The sequence below is a fragment of the Shinella sp. M31 genome (assembly GCF_049199205.1).
Classification (GTDB): domain Bacteria; phylum Pseudomonadota; class Alphaproteobacteria; order Rhizobiales; family Rhizobiaceae; genus Shinella.
In genome coordinates this window covers 26,675-43,152 of the sequence record NZ_JBLZPH010000094.1, presented here as the reverse complement: position 1 = coordinate 43,152, position 16,478 = coordinate 26,675, and the positions used below count along the sequence as shown (strand labels likewise).

Sequence of the window (16,478 nt, the reverse complement as noted above, 5' to 3'; positions counted from 1 at the left end):
GCGCCGCCCGGCAGGCATTCTCGCTGGCTTCGGGATTGAGCCTGCGGAAATTGTCGCGGATGGTGAGGCTGGCATCGAGCAGGCTGACGCGCTGGTCGAGCATGGCGAAATCGGTGAAGACCTGTGCCCGCCCCTCGAAGGGTTGCAATTGTCCTGCCACGAGGTTGAGCAGCGTCGTCTTGCCGGAGCCGTTCGGCCCGGTCACCGCGATGCGTTCCGGTCCGGTGACCGTGAGAGAAAATCCCCGAAGGACCGGGCATTCCGCGCGGTACCCGGCCGTCACGCCGTCGAGCTTCAGCACCGTCTTGCCGGCGGCGAGATGGGTCGGCGGCACGGAAACGGTGAGCGGTTGCAGAACCTCGATGCGTCCCCGCGCCGTCGCGATGGCTTCAGCCGCCTGTGCCTGCCGGCTTTCGGCAAGGCGCGCCTGCACGCCGCCGGTCACCTCGCTGCGCTCCTTCATGGCACCGAGCACGATGCGCGGAATGTCGCCCTTCGCCTTCTTGCGCTTGCCGGTGCCATCCTTGCGCGCTTTGCGCTCGGCTACGGCCTGCGCCGAGCGTGCGAGGTCGGCCGCATGCCGCTCCGCATCGGACAGTTCCCGCTGCGCCGCGGCCAGTTCCATCGCCTTGCGCTCGCGATAGGCACTCCAGTTGCCGCCATAACGCGTGGCACCGAGCGAGGTGAGCTCGACGATGGCATCCATCGTTTCCAGCAGCTCGCGGTCATGGCTGACGACCACGGCACCGGCCCGCCACCCGGCAAGCATATCGATCACGGCCTGCCGGCCGTCCCGGTCGAGATTGTTGGTCGGCTCGTCCAGCAGCAGGAAATCCGGCGCGTGGAAGAGAAGAGCCGCAAGCGCCGCACGTGTGCGCTGGCCGCCAGAGAGCGCCGCAAGGCGGGTCTCTGCCACGGCATCCAGCCCGACGCCGGCAAGGGCGGCGGCAAGTCGCGTTTCCAGTGTCCAGTCCGCGTCCGCCAAGGCATCGGCTTCCGCTTGGCCGCATTCGGCCCGGCGAAGAAGGCCGAGCGCGCCTTCGATGCCGAACAGGCTGGCGATCGTCTCCTCCGCCCCGACCTGCACGCTCTGGCGCAGCATGCCGATCGAGCCATCGACGGACAGGATGCCGGAAAGCGGTTGCAGATCGCCGGTGATCAGCTTGAGCAGCGTCGTCTTGCCGACGCCGTTGCGCCCGACAAGGCCGGCGCGTTCGCGGCCGAAGCTCAGATCGAGATTGGAGAGAAGCGCGTGGCCGTCAGGCGTGGACCACGAAATTTTTGAGAGGGTAATGGAAGGCATGGATACGAATTTCCCCGAGGACAAAACGAAGTCGATTTGTGGTCGGGTTGAAATCCATGCTGCACCATCCGGTCGGTGTTGACGACGGGACCTATGTAGAGCCCGATCGGCGGCCTTGCAAGAGCAAGCCGCCGATCGGAATATTCGAAGACCTCAGGCCGCGGGCGGCTTGTCGAGACGCTTGGACCATTCATCGGCCCTGCCGAGGCCGGCATCGCGCCAGGGCGAGCCCTTGATGCCGAGCCTGCTGCGCAGGCGCATGCCCGAGATGATCCAGCGGTTCATGCCCGAGGCGATGAACGGCAGCGAGGCGATGTGCAGGCCGGTGAACGGCAGGAACGGATTGCGGCGCAGCGAGCCGTAGATTTCGATGCGCGTCGTCGTCTTGTAGCTCGGGCTGCGGGCATGGAAGCCGTGCGTATCGGCGACAATGAGCGTGTTCGCCTTCACGGTCATTTTTACCGGCTGGCCGTAACCGAGCGCACCAAGCGCGTCCGGCATGATGCGCAGCGAGCCGCGAGCGGAATAGACGTTCTCGATCGCATCGGCGTTTTCGCTGATGCCGCGCTCCCAGGCAAGGCGCTGCGGCGTCATTTCATGCGAACCCGGCACATAGGCGAACGGGCCATCCTCTTCGCCGACATCGCGCAGGAACAGCCATGCCTTCGCCGTCGGCTGGAACGTATCGCTGTGCAGCGCCGTCTGCGGGTCTGTCGAGCCGGCGGTGACGACAGACGGCAGGGCCATGACGATCTGCACCACCAGCAGCGGCTGGCCGTCATGGGACGAAACGTAGCGCAGCAGGTTGGTCAGGCGCGGATCGTTGCGCGCAGCCTTGAAGCCCGGCAGGGTTTCGAGATCGCTGTCGTCGATGATCGCGCGGCGCGTGACGGTGTCGCCCTGCTTCATGTCGTAACGCTCGAAATCCCGCTCGGCCAGTTCGCGCGTGACGGCGGCGAAAACCTCCGGCGACAAGAAATTCTCGATCTTCACGAAGCCGGTCTCGGCATATTGCCGGCGGTGATCCGGCGCGACGAGGTTTTCCAGCTTTCTGCGGCGCCAGGCGGCCATGCGCATGGCCAGCGAAACGCGCTTTTCATGCAGACCCTTCTTGTTGAGCCACTTGCTGCCGATGATGGGGTTATCGGCAAAGGATTTCGCGCCCGATGCGAGCGCGAGCGCGTAGATCGGGCTCAACAAGACTGACGATATCTTCATAGTCACCTGCCTGCGGGATGAATGTGCCGCCGGTCGAGCGGCCGTGCCGTAACCGGCTGTTGTATGTGCCGAGAGTGCTACACCAAGCCCCCCGCGAGATCAATTGCGCCGTTCGCGCAAAGATGACTGTGTTCTTCATATTATCACTCCGGCCGTTAATCACAAATCCGGGAGCGCGTTGCACGGCGCGCGCAGAGGCTTATGATAGGAGCACGATCAAGGCGGGCTCCAGGCCGCCTTCCAGTCTCTCTTGCAGGATATCAGGACGTGAAAGGACGCCTCCGCCTTTTGTTTGCGATCGCAACCGGCCTGCCGCTGCTCGTCTCGGGCGTCGCGTCGGCGTCCGACGTATGCGAACGCATCCAGGCGGAACTGGCAAACCTCCCTCAGGTCGTGGTCGACAACACAAGCGCACGCAAATATGCCGGCGCCATTGCCCGCCAGAACATCCAGCTGCGCAAGGCCAGGAGCGACCAGCGTCGTCTCGGATGCTCGTCCGGCAGCATCACCGTCTTCGGCGGCGAGAACGAAGCGGCCTGCGATACGCTGGAAACGGTGATCGGCAAGATGGAGCGCAATCTCTATATCCTCGACCGCAAGCGCCGCGAATTTGCCGGCGGCACATCCTCGCAAGGGGCGCGCAATCGCCTGCTCGCCGCGCTGGAAACGAACGGCTGCAATGACGACGCCAAGGTGATGCCGATCGCCGCGACCGAGACCCTGCGCACCCTGCAGGACGACACACGCACCCTGCCGCTCGGCACGATGCCCGAAGACAGCGGACGGCTGCAGCTGCGCTCGCTGGGCGGCAGCGCCGGCCACGGCAATCTGCGCACCGTCTGCGTGCGCACCTGCGACGGCGGTTTCTTCCCGATCTCGTCGGGCGCCACGCCGCTCGATTTCCGCCGCGACCAGAAGGTCTGCGCGATGATGTGCCCGGAGACGGAGACGCAGCTTTTCTATCAATCGATGACGCCAGGGCAGGAAACCGAGCAGATGACGTCGACCGTCACCGGCCGACCCTATCGCGATCTCGAACACGCCTTCAGCTACCGCACGCGCGATCTCTCGAAGGCCGGCACCTGCGGCTGCAATCTCTCCGCCTATTATCAGGAAATGATCAAGCGCCAGAAGGCGATGAAGGGTGAGACTGCAGCCACGACGGAGGAAACCCTGCCGGAAACCGGCTCCATCACGACGATCACCACCCGGCAGATCAAGCAGGAGACCGCAAAGACCCCTTCCAAGATCGAGGATCGCGTCTACGATCCCGCGCGCCACAAGGTGCGCACGGTCGGCCCCGCCTTCCTGCCGGAAAACGAGTCCGCCATCGATCTCGGCCGCCCGGCCGATGCCGGCGTCAACTAAACGGCTTTATCCGGCCGCCGGCCAGCGCTCCTTGAAGACCAGCTCTTCCAGCGGTAGGCGCTGCCGCCATCCCTTCACCGCCAGTTCCGGTTCGGCATAGAGCTGATCGACGAAGCCGACGCAGAGCCAGGCAACGATTTCGACATGCGCGGGAATGCCGAGGATTTCGCGAATATCGCTGTCGTGGAAGATGCTGACCCAGCCGACTCCCACCCCTTCCGCCCGCGCCGCGAGCCACAGGTTCTGTACGGCGCAGACCGTGGAATAGACATCCATGCGCGGATTGTGCGTGCGGCCGAGCACCACCGTGCCGCCGCGCGTCGGGTCGCATGTCACGCAGATCGACAGCGGCGCCTTCAGGATGCCCTCGAGCTTCAGGGCGCGGTACTGCGCCTGCCGCTCGCCGGAAAACATGTCGGCCGCCTCGGCATTGGCCTTGAGGAAGGCGCCATGCACCGCGCGGCGCGTTTCCTCGCTGCGCACCAGCAGGAAATTCCATGGCTGCATGAAGCCGACCGACGGCGCGCTGTGTGCGGCATGCAGCAGGCGGCCGACGAGATCGTCGGGCAAGGCATCGGGCAAAAACTGGTCGCGCACGTCGCGGCGGGTTTCGATGGCGCGGTAGACGGCCTGCCTCTCCTCAAAGGGAAAAGCGCCCGCCCGGACGAGCGCGTCCGAGAGTTCTGTTCGCATCGTTTTCTCCCCAACAATGCGTCCAACCTGCCGCCGTCCGCGCGGTTCGGTCTATCTCGCCAGGCCGGTCTTCTGACTTCGGTTCCCGCGGCCCGCACCTGCCTTCCCGGTTCAAGAACCAGTGGCAAAAGCCTGAATCGATTCAAGCTTTTACGGCGAAAGCCATCCCCGTCACAGCGTTGGGCACGTTCCGGACCTGAGCATTCGCGCCCGCACCGGATTCCCGATTCTCCCGCATGACGCGGGCACCTGACGAGGATGATATGCGCATGGCTTTGCGGTGCGATCAAGCCTGCCGGCGCCGCATGCCTGTCTCAAAACGCCTTGAAGGCATAGAGATTGGCGCTAAGCAGCGCGTGCCGCACCGGCTTCGGCCACCGTGTTGGCGTCGATATCGCCGGCATGAACGGCGCGGTTGCGGCCGGCATGTTTGGCCGCATAAAGCGCGGCGTCGGCCATAACCATGACGTCGTGCAGGCTGCCGCCATGATCGGGGAACTGCGCGATGCCCGCGCTGCCGCCGATCAGCAGAAGCTGGCCGTCGTAGGCGATCGGCAACTGCGCATCGAGCACCAGGGCTTCGGCGAGTTGCACGAGGGCTTCCCGGGAAAAATCGCCGTTCAGAAGAATGGAGAATTCGTCGCCGCCGAGGCGCGCCACCGAGCCCTGCGTGCCGACGCGCTCGGAAAAACGCCGGGCGACCGCCTGCAACACGACATCGCCGGCCGCATGGCCATGACGGTCGTTGACCGCCTTGAACTTGTCGAGGTCGAGCGCAAGGATCGCAAAGGGCTTGCCGTTGCCTTTGGCGATGGTGCGGCGGACCTCCTCGTCGAAGCCGCTGCGGTTCTTCAGCCCCGTGAGCGGATCGTGCCGGGCAAGGAAAGCATTTTTCTCCTCGCTGCGCTGGAGCGCCTTGACCAGGGCGGAAAAGCGCAGGGTCACGAACAGCATGACGGAGGCGAAGACCAGCACGAAAATGGCGATCTGCGGCAGCGCCGAGCGCCAGACAAAGGAGCCCGGCATATTGGGGCGCCAGGAGGCGACCATCGGATTGTAGGCGTCGCCACCGACGGGCGTCATCACGAGGCCCGGTTCTTCGGTGACGATCGGCGTGAAACCGAGATCGTGCACGCCAAGCCGCCGCTCGGCATTGGACAGCATCTTTTGCGACACCGGCTTGACGGTGATGAGCAGCGTCGGCTCCAGCCGGCTTGCGGGTATATAGAGCGATTTCGGAACGACCGCCTGCACGACGACGATGCTCATGACACGGTCGATGAGGCGCATGCCCGAAACGTGAATTTGCGGCAAGGCCGGGGTCAGGAGATCCCGATCCTCCTGGGCGCGCGCCACCTGCCAGCCGCCCCGGTCGGGCGATAGCGCCTCGCGATAGGCGCGCTCGGCGCGGCGGGTAAGATCGCTCACCCATTGCAGCTTTTCGCGCGCCTTGCGGTCTGAAACCTTGTCGCCGCGATGCACGCCGAGGATTTTTTCGCCGTCAGGCGAGGTCAGGATCATCCAGGAGAAACCGAAATCGGACCACATCCAGTCGCGCATCTGGTCGCGCACGAAATCGTCGTCCGGCATGCCGTGGGCAAGCGCGTTGAAACTCTTGTCCCAGAAGGACAGCTGGCTCTGGTATTGCACCACCTGGTCGATCTGGTGGCTGAATTCATTGCGCACCAGCGTGCGTTCGGTCTCGGCGACAAAACTGTCGGCGCGTTCGATGGCATAGTCGAGGACGAAGAAGTTTGCCGCGCCAAAAAGCCCGACGATCATCAGAGCCGCGGCACGGATCGCAAAACCCACCTCGCGCCGCTTTCCCTGCCGCCGCTCTTCCGTCCTGCCCGTCATCGTCACCCCTGCCTGCCCCACCCGGTTGCGGGCATTGTTGAGCAGAGGCTAACTGGCAGACCGCAAAATTCGCTTAAACAGGCTGGTGAGCGAAAGCTTAACTTACGCGCACTGGAAGTTGTCAATCAGGTCGGAGCGTAGCGCACGAAGGCGAATTCACTGCCGTCGGGCGACCAGTTCGGCACGTTCATCGTGCCCTGTCCGCCGAAAAGATCGAACAGAATCCGCGCGTTGCCGCCGTCCATGTCCATGAGGCGAAGCCGCACGCCGAGATCGCGCGGATGATCGAAGACATCGCCGTCATAGGAGAGCACGAGCAGGTGTTTCCCATCGGGCGACGGATGCGGGAACCAGTCGCCATAGGGACTGTCGGTGATGCGCGTCGGCTGCGAACCATCCGGGCGGACCCGCCAGATCTGCATACGGCCGGTACGGCTGGAGTTGAAATAGATCCACTCCCCGTCGGCCGAATAATCCGGCCCATCGTTGCGCCCTTCGCCAAAGGTCAGACGCTTCTCCTCACCGCCGGAGACAGAAATGGTGTAGATATCGAAGACATCGTCGCGGATGCCGCAATAGGCCAATGTCTCTCCGTCCGGTGACCAGCCATGCCAATAGGACGGCAGGTTCGGCGTCACCAGCGTGGGAACGCCCCCCTCGACCGGCAGCACATAGATCGCCGATTTGCCGAACTCCACCTTGTCGCTGATCACAAGCAGACGCCCGTCCGGCGAAAGCCCGTGGTCGTTGTTGCAGCTGGTGGCAAAGCCGGTGTCGATCGTTTCCGGCGCGGTACCATCGAGCGCCAGCCGGTAGAGCAGCCCATCGCCATTGATGACGAGAAACCGCCCGTCCCGCGAAAAATTCGGCGCCTCGACCAGCTGTTCGCTCTGCCAGATGACGCGTGTTTCGCCGGTGACGATGTTGTGGATTTCGACCGAGCTGCGCATGGCCTACCCCCGGTCGCGATACCGGTTCGTGATCGGGTAGCGGCGGTCGCGGCCGAAATTCTTCTTGGTGATCTTCACGCCCGGCGCCGACTGGCGGCGCTTGTATTCGGCGATGTAGAGCAGGTGTTCGATGCGGTGCACGGTCTTGGCGTCATGGCCGCGGGCGACGATGTCCTCGGTGCTCATCTCCATCTCGACGAGGCATTCGAGGATGTCGTCGAGCACCGGATAGGGCGGCAGCGAATCCTGGTCGGTCTGGTTCGGGCGCAGCTCGGCAGACGGCGCCTTATCGATGATGTTCTTCGGAATGACTTCACCCGTTGGACCGAGCGCGCCGGGCGGCAGATGGGCGTTGCGCCAGCTGGAGATCGCATAGACCTGCATCTTGTAAAGGTCCTTGATCGGGTTGAAGCCGCCGTTCATGTCGCCGTAGAGCGTGGCGTAGCCCACCGACATCTCGGACTTGTTGCCGGTCGTCACGACCATCGAGCCGAACTTGTTGGAGATCGCCATCAGGATCGTGCCGCGTGTGCGGCTCTGCAGGTTTTCCTCGGTGATGCCTTCTTCGGTGCCCTCGAAGGTCTCCGACAGGGCCGAGAGGAAGCCGGTCACCGGCGCCTCGATCGGCACGATATCGTAGCGGCAGCCCAGCATCTTGGCGCAATCGGCGGCGTCCTTCAGCGAATCCTGCGAAGTATAGCGATAGGGCAGCATGATGCAGCGCACCCGCTCCTCGCCGAGCGCATCGACGGCGATCGCGGCGCAGATCGCCGAGTCGATGCCGCCGGAGAGGCCGAGAACGACATTCTTGAAGCCGTTCTTGTTGACGTAGTCGCGGAAGCCGAGCAGGCAGGCGCGGTAATCGGCCTCCTCTTTTTCAGGAATGCGCGACATCGGCCCGCCGTCACAGACCCAGCTGTCACCTTCCTTCTTGAAGGTGACGAGCGCGACGGTCTCCTCGAACTGGCTCATCTGGAAGGCGAGCGTCTTGTCCGCGTTGAAGGCGAAGCTCGCGCCGTCGAAGACCAGTTCGTCCTGGCCGCCGAGCTGGTTGGCATAGAGCAGCGGCAGGCCCGTCTCGATGACCTGCTTCAGCACGACCTGATGGCGGATATCGACCTTGCCGCGATAATAGGGCGAGCCGTTCGGCGAGAGCAGGATTTCCGCACCGCTTTCGGCCAAGGTCTCGCAGACGCCGAGATCGCCCCAGATATCCTCGCAGATCGGAATGCCGAGCCTGACACCGCGGAAATTCACCGGGCCGGGCATGGCGCCCTGGTCGAAGACGCGCTTCTCGTCGAATTCGCCGTAGTTGGGCAGGTCCACCTTGTCCCTGACGGCGATGACCTTGCCGGCATCGATGACGGCGACGGCGTTGAAGCGGCCGGTTTCGTCCTGCCGGGGAAAGCCGATGATGACGCCAGGGCCGCCATTTGCGGTGTCGGCGGCGAGTTCGTCGACGGCGCGGCGGCAGGCCTTCAGGAAGGCGGGCTTCAGCACGAGATCCTCAGGCGGATAGCCGGAGATGAAGAGTTCCGTGAGCAGCAGCAGATCGGCGCCCTGCCGTGCCGCATCCTCGCGAGCCGCGCGCGCCTTGGCGAGGTTGCCGGTGACGTCGCCGACAACGGGGTTCAATTGCGCAACCGCGATACGGAGCGTCGCCTTTTCAGTCTCGGAAGTCATATCTGCAGACCCGTCCTTGCATGGTGTCCGATCCTGCGCAGCCGCACTCTCGAACGGTCGAGAAGCTGTTTAGAGCATGATGCGCGCTTTGGGAATGAAAGGCCGGACGATTTTGCGCTCGCTTAGGCGCCAAGCCCCTGTTTTCAGCGGGTTCCCGCCGCCATTGCGGCGATGCAACAGGCGGAACCAAAGCATGCGGAGAACGTTGCAGAAACCGTTCATGTCCTGTTCAAGATGACATCCGTATGACAGATACACGAAAGTTTAATGAAGTTTGGAGACGGCGTTGGCCCTGTTCACTCCCGCAACCGTGGCAATGGATGCCACCGAAGGACTTGCCGTCGAGGCAGGCTTCCTCGCGCGCCATGCAAAGGCGCTTGCCGTTCTCCGTTCGCTTGCCGTTTCCGGTCTGCTGGCACTGCTGACCGTCGTCACCGTCGAGCTCATCACGCGCGGCTCGCTCGAGCAGACCTGGATCTATTTCACCAATATCGAACAGCCCGCCTGGACCACGACGGGCGTCTTCTTCCTGACCTATCTCGCGCTTGATGCGATCATCGGCCGCCAGCACAAGGGCGTATTGTTCATCGCCCCGATCGTCGTGCTGATGGGTGTCATCTCGCAGCAGAAGCAGGTGTTCCTGACTGACCCGCTCTACCCGACGGACCTGCTGTTCGGCCGCCAGATCATGGAACTCATGCCGGTTCTCGTGCAGGACCGTCCCTGGACGGCTGCCGGCCTTGCCGTGGCCATCGTCGTGGCCATCGTCGGCCTCGTCAGCCTCTGGGTCTTCGCCTGGCGCCGGTTCCGGCCGCTGACGCGCAAGGAGCGTCTTGCGCGCCTTGCAATCGCGCTGCCGCTGCTCGCCGGTTTCGCCTCCATCATGGACTACAACGAATTCTCCTGGGTGCGCGACCGCCTCAAGGTGTTCCCGATCATGTGGGACCAGGCGGAGAACTATCGCCATAATGGCTTCGTCATGGCCTTCGCCATCAACCTGCCGATGGCCAATGTTCAGGCGCCCTCGGGCTATATGGTCGATGCCATCGACAAGATCCCCTCCAAGCCGCTGCCCTTCGGCACGACGCACCGCTCCAAGCCCGACGTCATCGTCGTGATGAGTGAATCGCTGTGGGATCCAACGCGCATCGACAGCGTCAAGCTCTCGCAGGATCCGATGCCGGTCATCCGCGAAAACGAGGGCGGCAACGTCTTCTCGCCGGAGTTCGGAGGCCTGACTGCCAATATCGAATTCGAGGCGCTGACGGGCTTCTCCAATGCCTTCCTGCCCACCGGCAGCATTCCGTACCAGCAGTATATCCGCAAACCGATCCCGTCGCTTGCCACGTTCTTCCGGGCGGAAGGCTATACGGCGCGCGCCATCCATCCCTTCTCCGGCTGGTTCTGGAACCGTTCGAGCGTCTACAAGGCCTTCGGCTTCGAGACCTTCAAGGATGTCGACAAGATGCCGCCACTCGCCAAGCGTGGCAACTTCACCTCCGACGAGGCGCTGACCAAGGAAATCATCCGCCAGGCCGATCTGCAGGAGGATCCGTTCTTCTTCTTCACCGTAACGCTGCAGGGCCATGGTCCCTATGACGACGGCCGCTACACGAAGACGGACATCACACCCGAGGGTAAGCTCGACGCCCGCGACAACCGCATGCTGGCAAGCTATGCGCAGGGCGTGAAGGAAGCCGACCAGAGCCTGAAGATGCTGATGGATTGGGCCAAGGAGCGCGACCGCGAGACGATCATCGTCATCTTCGGCGATCACCTGCCGCCGCTCAACACGGTCTACCAGAATTCCGGCTACATGAAGGGCATCACCGCCTCGCGCAAGGGCTCGACCGAGCAGATGAAGAAGGAGCACGAGACCCCCCTCGTTATCTGGTCGAACAAGACGGGTGCGGAAAAGGATGTCGGCACCATCAGCCCGGCGTTCCTCTCCTACTATATCCTCAAGGAAGCCGGCTTCGAGCACCCTTACTACACTGGCTTCCTGGGTGCGGTGCATGACAAACTGCGTGTCATCGACCGCTACATGCTGATCGACGCCAAGGGACAGGGTACGCCGGACTGGGCCCGCAAGAAGACCGTCGACCCGCTGGTGCGCGACTTCCGTTTCCTGCAGCACGACATCATGTTCGGCAAGCAGTACGGTCTGGAGCGCTTCTTCAACTCCCATGCGGAACTGATGAGCGCAGGCTACTGATTTTGCCCATGAAACGCGGCTAGACTGGGGCTCCGATTCGCTTGCGGAGCCCCGCCATGAAACCCTTCGACGACGCCGCCCAGATCCTCTTCGGCAAGCCCGCCGACCAACTCGACGAGACAGAACGCGAGGTGCTGCTCCATTCCCGTGAGGGCCGCATCCTGTCGGAAGACAGGAATGTCGCCTATCAGTCGAAGCAGGCAACCGGCGAGCGCGTCGCAGATGGCATCGCCCGCATCGGCGGCTCCTGGGCCTTCATCATCGGCTTCCTCGTCTTCCTCCTCGTTTGGACGATCGTCAACACGATCCTCTTGAGCAAGGATGCCTTCGACCCCTACCCGTTCATCTTCCTCAATCTCGTGCTTTCCATGCTCGCCGCCTTGCAAGCGCCGATCATTATGATGTCGCAGAACCGCCAGGCCGCCCGCGACCGCTTCGAGGCTTCGAAGGACTACGAGGTGAACCTGAAGGCCGAGATCGAGCTGATGGCGCTGCACCACAAGATCGACACACATTTCCTCGGCGAGATCGCCGCGCTGAAGATGGAAGTGCTTCGGCTGCACGAGGTTCTGCGCGAAAAACCGTGACGCGCCGCCACAACTTTAAGGTTGCATAAAATACATTTCACCAATCTATAGGAGAAATTAAGATTCCGGTTGCACCATGGGCGTGCATCCACTTCCGGATGCGGGAATGCCAAGTCGTCAGACAGTCTCAAGGAGGAGATGTCATGCACGTTCTGTCCCGCCTGTCGAAGGATCGCGCCGGCACCTCAGCCCTGGAATTCGCGATCATCGCACCGCTGTTCTTCCTCATCCTCTTCACGCTGATTGCCTACGGCATCTACCTTTCCGTCACCCACTCGGTGCAGCAGATCGCGGCGGATGCCGCCCGCACGGCAGTCGCTGGCCTCAACCCGGCCGAGCGGGTCACGCTGGTCAATCACTACCTTGATGCCTCGCGCTTCAACTACGCCTTCCTCAACCGGCAGAAGATGAATGTGCTGGTGGCCGACGATCCCGGCAATCCGGATCAATTCACGGTGACCATTTCCTACGATTCCGGCGACCTGCCGATCTGGAAACTGCTCACCTTCGCCCTGCCGCAGGAAAAGATCGAGCGCTACGCCACCGTGCGCGTGGGGGGCATGTGATGATCAAGCACCCCTCCGCCCTGCTAGCCGATCGCTACGGCAATATCGGCACGCTCGCCGCCCTCAGCCTGCCGCTGCTGGTCTTCTCCATCGCGCTCGGTGTCGACTACGGCTATCTCACCGTGCAGCAGCGCCAGTTGCAGGCCTCCGCGGACCTCGCCGCCATCGCCGCCGCCGCCAATGTCGGAGAGGCGGAGAAATCGGCGGCCAGCTATTTCGCTCTAAACGGCATGCCCGTCACCGTCACCGACAAGGACGGCGGCAGCGTCATTCAGCCGATCGCCCTGCCGGCCGGCACCAAGAGGACGCTCGCCACGGCGAAGATCGAGCGCGGCCGCTATAACGCCGATCCCGATATCACCCCGGAAGCGCGTTTCAGGCCGGCCGGCACCGATGCCGACGCCGCACGCGTGACGCTCACACGACCCGCCGATCTTTTCATCGCGTCGATCTTCACGCCCGAGCCGCCGGTTCTCTCGGCCGTCGGTTCGGCCGCCCGCAACAAGATCGCCGCCTTTTCGGTGGGCACGCGGCTTGCCAGCCTCAATGACGGCGTACTCAACGCGCTGCTCGGCCAGCTTCTGGGCACCAAGCTTTCGCTGAAGGTGATGGACTACCGTGCACTCGTCGATACCGACATTGCCGTCAACCCATTCCTCAAGGCCGTCGCGACGCAGCTCAACCTCACGGCGGCGACCTATGAGGAGGTGCTGAATGCCGGCATCACCATGCCGCAGCTTCTCGCCTCCATGCGCGCCGTCGAAGGCCTTTCCGCGACGACCAAATCAGCGCTCAGAACAATCGAGCAGGCAACGGCCAGTAGCAAGGTCAAGCTGCCGCTGTCGCGCATCCTCAACATCGATCCGAAGAAGGGCCTCGCCGTCGCCACCGGCGGCGATTGGCAGATGGCGGTCAACGCGCTGCAGATGGTCTCGGCCGCGGCCGCCCTCGCCAACGGCAAGAACCAGGTGGCGCTGGATCTCGGCACCTCGCTGCCCGGCCTTGCCGCCGTCACCGTCCGCCTCGCCATCGGCGAGCCGCCGGTCGAAACGCCCGCCCATCGTCTGGGAGAACCCGGCAGCGCCGTGCGCAGCGCGCAGACGCGGCTTGCGGTAGACGTCAGCTTCGACGGCCTTGCGGCACTCGCCGGCCTGCGCATCAAGCTGCCGCTCTATGTCGAGGTCGCGGCATCGGAAGCCAGGCTCGCCGATATCCGCTGCCTCGGCGGCAAGGTGGAGAATGCCAATGTCTCGGTCGATGCCGTGCCGGGTGTCGCTGAGATCGCGCTCGGCAAGGTCGATCCCTCGGTCCTCTCGGATTTCTCCGACGAGGCGCGTGTGCAGAAGGCACGCATCCTTGATTCCGGTCTGGTGCGCATCGATGCCATCGCCCATGTCGAGGCCAAGAATCTCGGCCGCACCCGCCTCGCCTTCTCGCCGACGGAAATCGCCGCGCGCACGGTCAAGACCGTCTCGACGCGCGATACGCTGACCTCGACAGTCACGACGCTGCTTCAGAACCTCGATCTCGACATCCAGATCCTGTTCCTTACGCTTGGCACGCCGAAAGCGGTGACATCGGCGCTTGCCTCCACGCTGGCGACGGTGACGGCGCCGATCGACGAGCTGCTCTACAACCTGCTGCTGGTCGTCGGCGTCCGGGTCGGGGAAGCGGATATCCGTGTCACCGGCGTGCGCTGCCAGCGCCCGGCTCTGGTGCAATGAAGACGGCGGCGCGCCTTATCGGCCCTGAGCGTATTGGGGCGCGTCGTCGGCAATCTCGTAGTAGTCGCCCTTGTCGGCGCAGAAGATGTGCACGCCGATCTTGAGCCCCGTCGGCTGGTCGAACGCACCAGCCATGATCGACGTATAATCCGAACCGTCGCCCTTCCAGAACAGCGCCGAGCCGCAGGTGCGGCAGAAGCCGCGGCTTGCCGTCTCGCTGGCCCGATACCAGGTGACGCTCTCGGCGCCCTCCACCGCCAGCCCGTCGTCCTGCACATTGGTCGCCGCATAAAAATGCCCCGTCTGCCGGCGGCACTGGCTGCAATGGCAGGCGGTAACGTCGCGCAGCCTGCCTGATGTGCGAAACCGCACCGCGCCGCAAAGGCAATGTCCCGAATGCGTTTCGCTCATGTCTCCCCCTTCGAGAACCGTTCAGAATGCAATGATCCTAGGCGGCGATACGCCACCCGGGCGGCTTTCGCGCGGCACGGCATGACGCGGGCAAGCAAACGAAAACCGGGCCAGCTTTGTCAGCTGGCCCGGTCCTGTCAAATTCACATTCCTGAATGCTTGCATCAGCGCCGCTAATTTACGGAACCGAAGCGTGAACGGATGGGGATCAACCGTTCACAACCATCCGCTTTTCGTCGCGGCCGCCCTTCATGCGCTCGGCAAGAAGGAAGGCCAGCTCGAGCGCCTGGTCGGCATTGAGGCGCGGGTCGCAATGGGTGTGGTAGCGGTCTGCCAGGTCGTCGCCCGACAGCGCGCGTGCGCCGCCCGTGCATTCCGTTACGTCGTTGCCGGTCATCTCGATATGGATGCCGCCCGGATGCGTGCCTTCCGCGCGATGGATCTGGAAGAAGCTTTCGACTTCCGACAGGATCCGCTCGAACGGACGGGTCTTGTAGTTGTTGAGGGTGATCGTGTTGCCATGCATCGGATCGCAGGACCAGACGACCTTCTTGCCCTCGCGCTCGACGGCGCGGATGAGCTTCGGCAGGTTGTCGGCGACCTTGTCGTGGCCGAAGCGGCAGATCAGCGTCAGGCGGCCGGCCTCGTTGTTGGGGTTCAGGAGATCGATCAGCTCCAACAGGCCGTCGCCGGTCAGCGACGGGCCGCACTTGAGGCCGAGCGGGTTCTTGATGCCGCGGCAATATTCGATATGCGCGTGGTCGGCCTGGCGCGTGCGGTCGCCGATCCAGATCATGTGGCCGGAGGTCGCATACCAGTCGCCCGAGGTCGAATCGACGCGGGTCAGCGCCTGCTCGTAGCCGAGCAGCAGCGCCTCATGGCTTGTGAAGAAATCGGTCTCACGCAGGTTCGGATTGGTTTCCGGCGTAATCCCGATCGCCTTCATGAAGTCCATCGTTTCGGAAATCCGGTCGGCGAGCTTGCGGTAACGCTCGGCCTGCGGGCTATCCTTGACGAAGCCGAGCATCCACTGGTGCACGTTGTCGAGATTGGCGTAACCGCCCATCGCGAAGGCGCGAAGCAGGTTCAGCGTCGCGGCAGACTGACGGTAGGCCATGATCTGGCGTTCCGGGTTCGGAATGCGGGCTTCCTCGGTGAACTCGATGCCGTTGATGATATCACCACGGTAGGACGGCAGCGACACCTCACCCTGTTTCTCGATGTTCGAGGAGCGCGGCTTGGCGAACTGGCCGGCAATACGACCGACCTTGACGACCGGCTGTTGGGCGCCAAACGTCAGGACCACGGCCATCTGGAGGAAGGCGCGGAAGAAATCGCGGATCGTATCGGCGCCGTGTTCGGCGAAGCTCTCGGCGCAATCGCCGCCCTGCAGCAGAAAACCCTTGCCTTCTGCGACATTGGCGAGCGACGCCTTGAGGCGACGAGCCTCACCGGCGAAGACGAGCGGCGGAAACTTCGCGAGGCGCTCTTCAGTCGCCGCCAATGCGGCGAGATCCGGATATTCCGGAACCTGCTGGATGGGCTTCTGCCGCCAGCTGGTCGGGGTCCAATTCTGTGCCATGATACTCACCTGTCCTGAACGCTCGCGAAAGCCTGCGGGCGCCCCTCCGTTTTGAAGATGCGGGCTTATAAACCGTTAGATGGTTCTTGCATAGCCGAACTTCCAGCGGTCGCCGAGCCAATTGCGGCGCCGGTGTTTTCCTGTGACAGGCCGCAGGCCGACGATCAGGCCCCGGAGCGACGCGAAGCCGTCCCGAATGCGAATATCCAACTCGAAACAGGCTCTTGCCCTGCCTTTCGCGGTTGCGGCCTGTCGTTTCCCAGCCATCGGCTGAACAGAGTGTTCACCCCTTGCAGGCCGCGCCATTCCTCCCGCTCCAGC

The 16,478-nt window shown here is 63.5% G+C and carries 13 protein-coding genes and 1 riboswitch; of the genes, 5 read left to right on the top strand and 8 right to left on the bottom strand.

The annotated features are described in order from the left end of the window. Both ACOZKU_RS16015 and ACOZKU_RS16010 read right to left on the bottom strand, forming a co-directional pair. Positions 1–1,303, bottom strand: a 1,303-nt coding sequence (locus tag ACOZKU_RS16015; RefSeq protein WP_421579687.1) for an ATP-binding cassette domain-containing protein, incomplete at its 3' end; no start/stop codon positions are given. A gap of 153 nt (positions 1,304–1,456) precedes the next feature. Continuing rightward, positions 1,457–2,521: a phytanoyl-CoA dioxygenase family protein gene (locus ACOZKU_RS16010; protein WP_421579686.1), complete on the bottom strand. Its 1,065-nt coding sequence runs from the start codon at positions 2,519–2,521 to the stop codon at positions 1,457–1,459. Between the two features lie 267 nt (positions 2,522–2,788). On the opposite strand from ACOZKU_RS16010, the gene ACOZKU_RS16005 reads away from it, so the two are divergent. After that, positions 2,789–3,889, top strand: a complete 1,101-nt coding sequence (locus ACOZKU_RS16005) for a DUF2865 domain-containing protein (RefSeq protein ID WP_421579685.1) — start codon at positions 2,789–2,791, stop codon at positions 3,887–3,889. 6 nt (positions 3,890–3,895) lie between these two features. Here the strand turns inward: ACOZKU_RS16005 and bluB are convergent, their stop codons facing one another. The 4 genes from bluB to ACOZKU_RS15985 form a co-directional block, all read right to left on the bottom strand. Further along, complete coding sequence (gene bluB / locus ACOZKU_RS16000) at positions 3,896–4,582, bottom strand: 5,6-dimethylbenzimidazole synthase (protein WP_314094467.1); 687 nt, start codon at positions 4,580–4,582, stop codon at positions 3,896–3,898. A gap of 45 nt (positions 4,583–4,627) precedes the next feature. Then, positions 4,628–4,850, bottom strand: a riboswitch (cobalamin riboswitch). Positions 4,851–4,927: 77 nt separating this feature from the next. Continuing rightward, complete coding sequence (locus ACOZKU_RS15995; protein ID WP_421579684.1) at positions 4,928–6,439, bottom strand: diguanylate cyclase domain-containing protein; 1,512 nt, start codon at positions 6,437–6,439, stop codon at positions 4,928–4,930. A 125-nt stretch (positions 6,440–6,564) separates the two neighbouring features. After that, positions 6,565–7,389, bottom strand: coding sequence for a TolB family protein (locus ACOZKU_RS15990; protein WP_421579683.1), 825 nt, complete (start codon positions 7,387–7,389; stop codon positions 6,565–6,567). 3 nt (positions 7,390–7,392) lie between these two features. Next, positions 7,393–9,072, bottom strand: coding sequence for an NAD+ synthase (locus ACOZKU_RS15985; RefSeq protein ID WP_421579682.1), 1,680 nt, complete (start codon positions 9,070–9,072; stop codon positions 7,393–7,395). Between the two features lie 316 nt (positions 9,073–9,388). On the opposite strand from ACOZKU_RS15985, the gene ACOZKU_RS15980 reads away from it, so the two are divergent. From ACOZKU_RS15980 to ACOZKU_RS15965, 4 genes are all read left to right on the top strand, one after another. Further along, positions 9,389–11,287: an LTA synthase family protein gene (locus tag ACOZKU_RS15980; RefSeq protein WP_421579689.1), complete on the top strand. Its 1,899-nt coding sequence runs from the start codon at positions 9,389–9,391 to the stop codon at positions 11,285–11,287. 56 nt (positions 11,288–11,343) lie between these two features. Then, entirely contained in the window at positions 11,344–11,874 is a 531-nt protein-coding gene (locus ACOZKU_RS15975) for a DUF1003 domain-containing protein (protein ID WP_314094461.1), read from the top strand. Between the two features lie 143 nt (positions 11,875–12,017). After that, positions 12,018–12,440 (top strand): TadE/TadG family type IV pilus assembly protein, encoded by a 423-nt coding sequence (locus ACOZKU_RS15970; RefSeq protein WP_421579681.1) that lies wholly within the window; start codon positions 12,018–12,020, stop codon positions 12,438–12,440. Continuing rightward, positions 12,440–14,164 carry a pilus assembly protein TadG-related protein gene (locus ACOZKU_RS15965; RefSeq protein ID WP_421579680.1) on the top strand — a complete coding sequence of 575 codons (1,725 nt, stop codon included), beginning with the start codon at positions 12,440–12,442 and terminating at the stop codon, positions 14,162–14,164. The genes ACOZKU_RS15970 and ACOZKU_RS15965 overlap by 1 nt, the downstream gene beginning before the upstream one ends. Positions 14,165–14,179: 15 nt before the next feature. On the opposite strand, the gene ACOZKU_RS15960 is transcribed toward ACOZKU_RS15965, so the two are convergent. Then, positions 14,180–14,575, bottom strand: coding sequence for a GFA family protein (locus tag ACOZKU_RS15960; protein WP_314094457.1), 396 nt, complete (start codon positions 14,573–14,575; stop codon positions 14,180–14,182). Positions 14,576–14,783: 208 nt separating this feature from the next. After that, the gene (locus ACOZKU_RS15955; RefSeq protein WP_314094456.1) at positions 14,784–16,157 is read right to left on the bottom strand and encodes a class II 3-deoxy-7-phosphoheptulonate synthase; all 1,374 of its coding nucleotides are present in this window, start codon (positions 16,155–16,157) and stop codon (positions 14,784–14,786) included. Between the last annotated feature and the right edge of the window lie 321 nt (positions 16,158–16,478).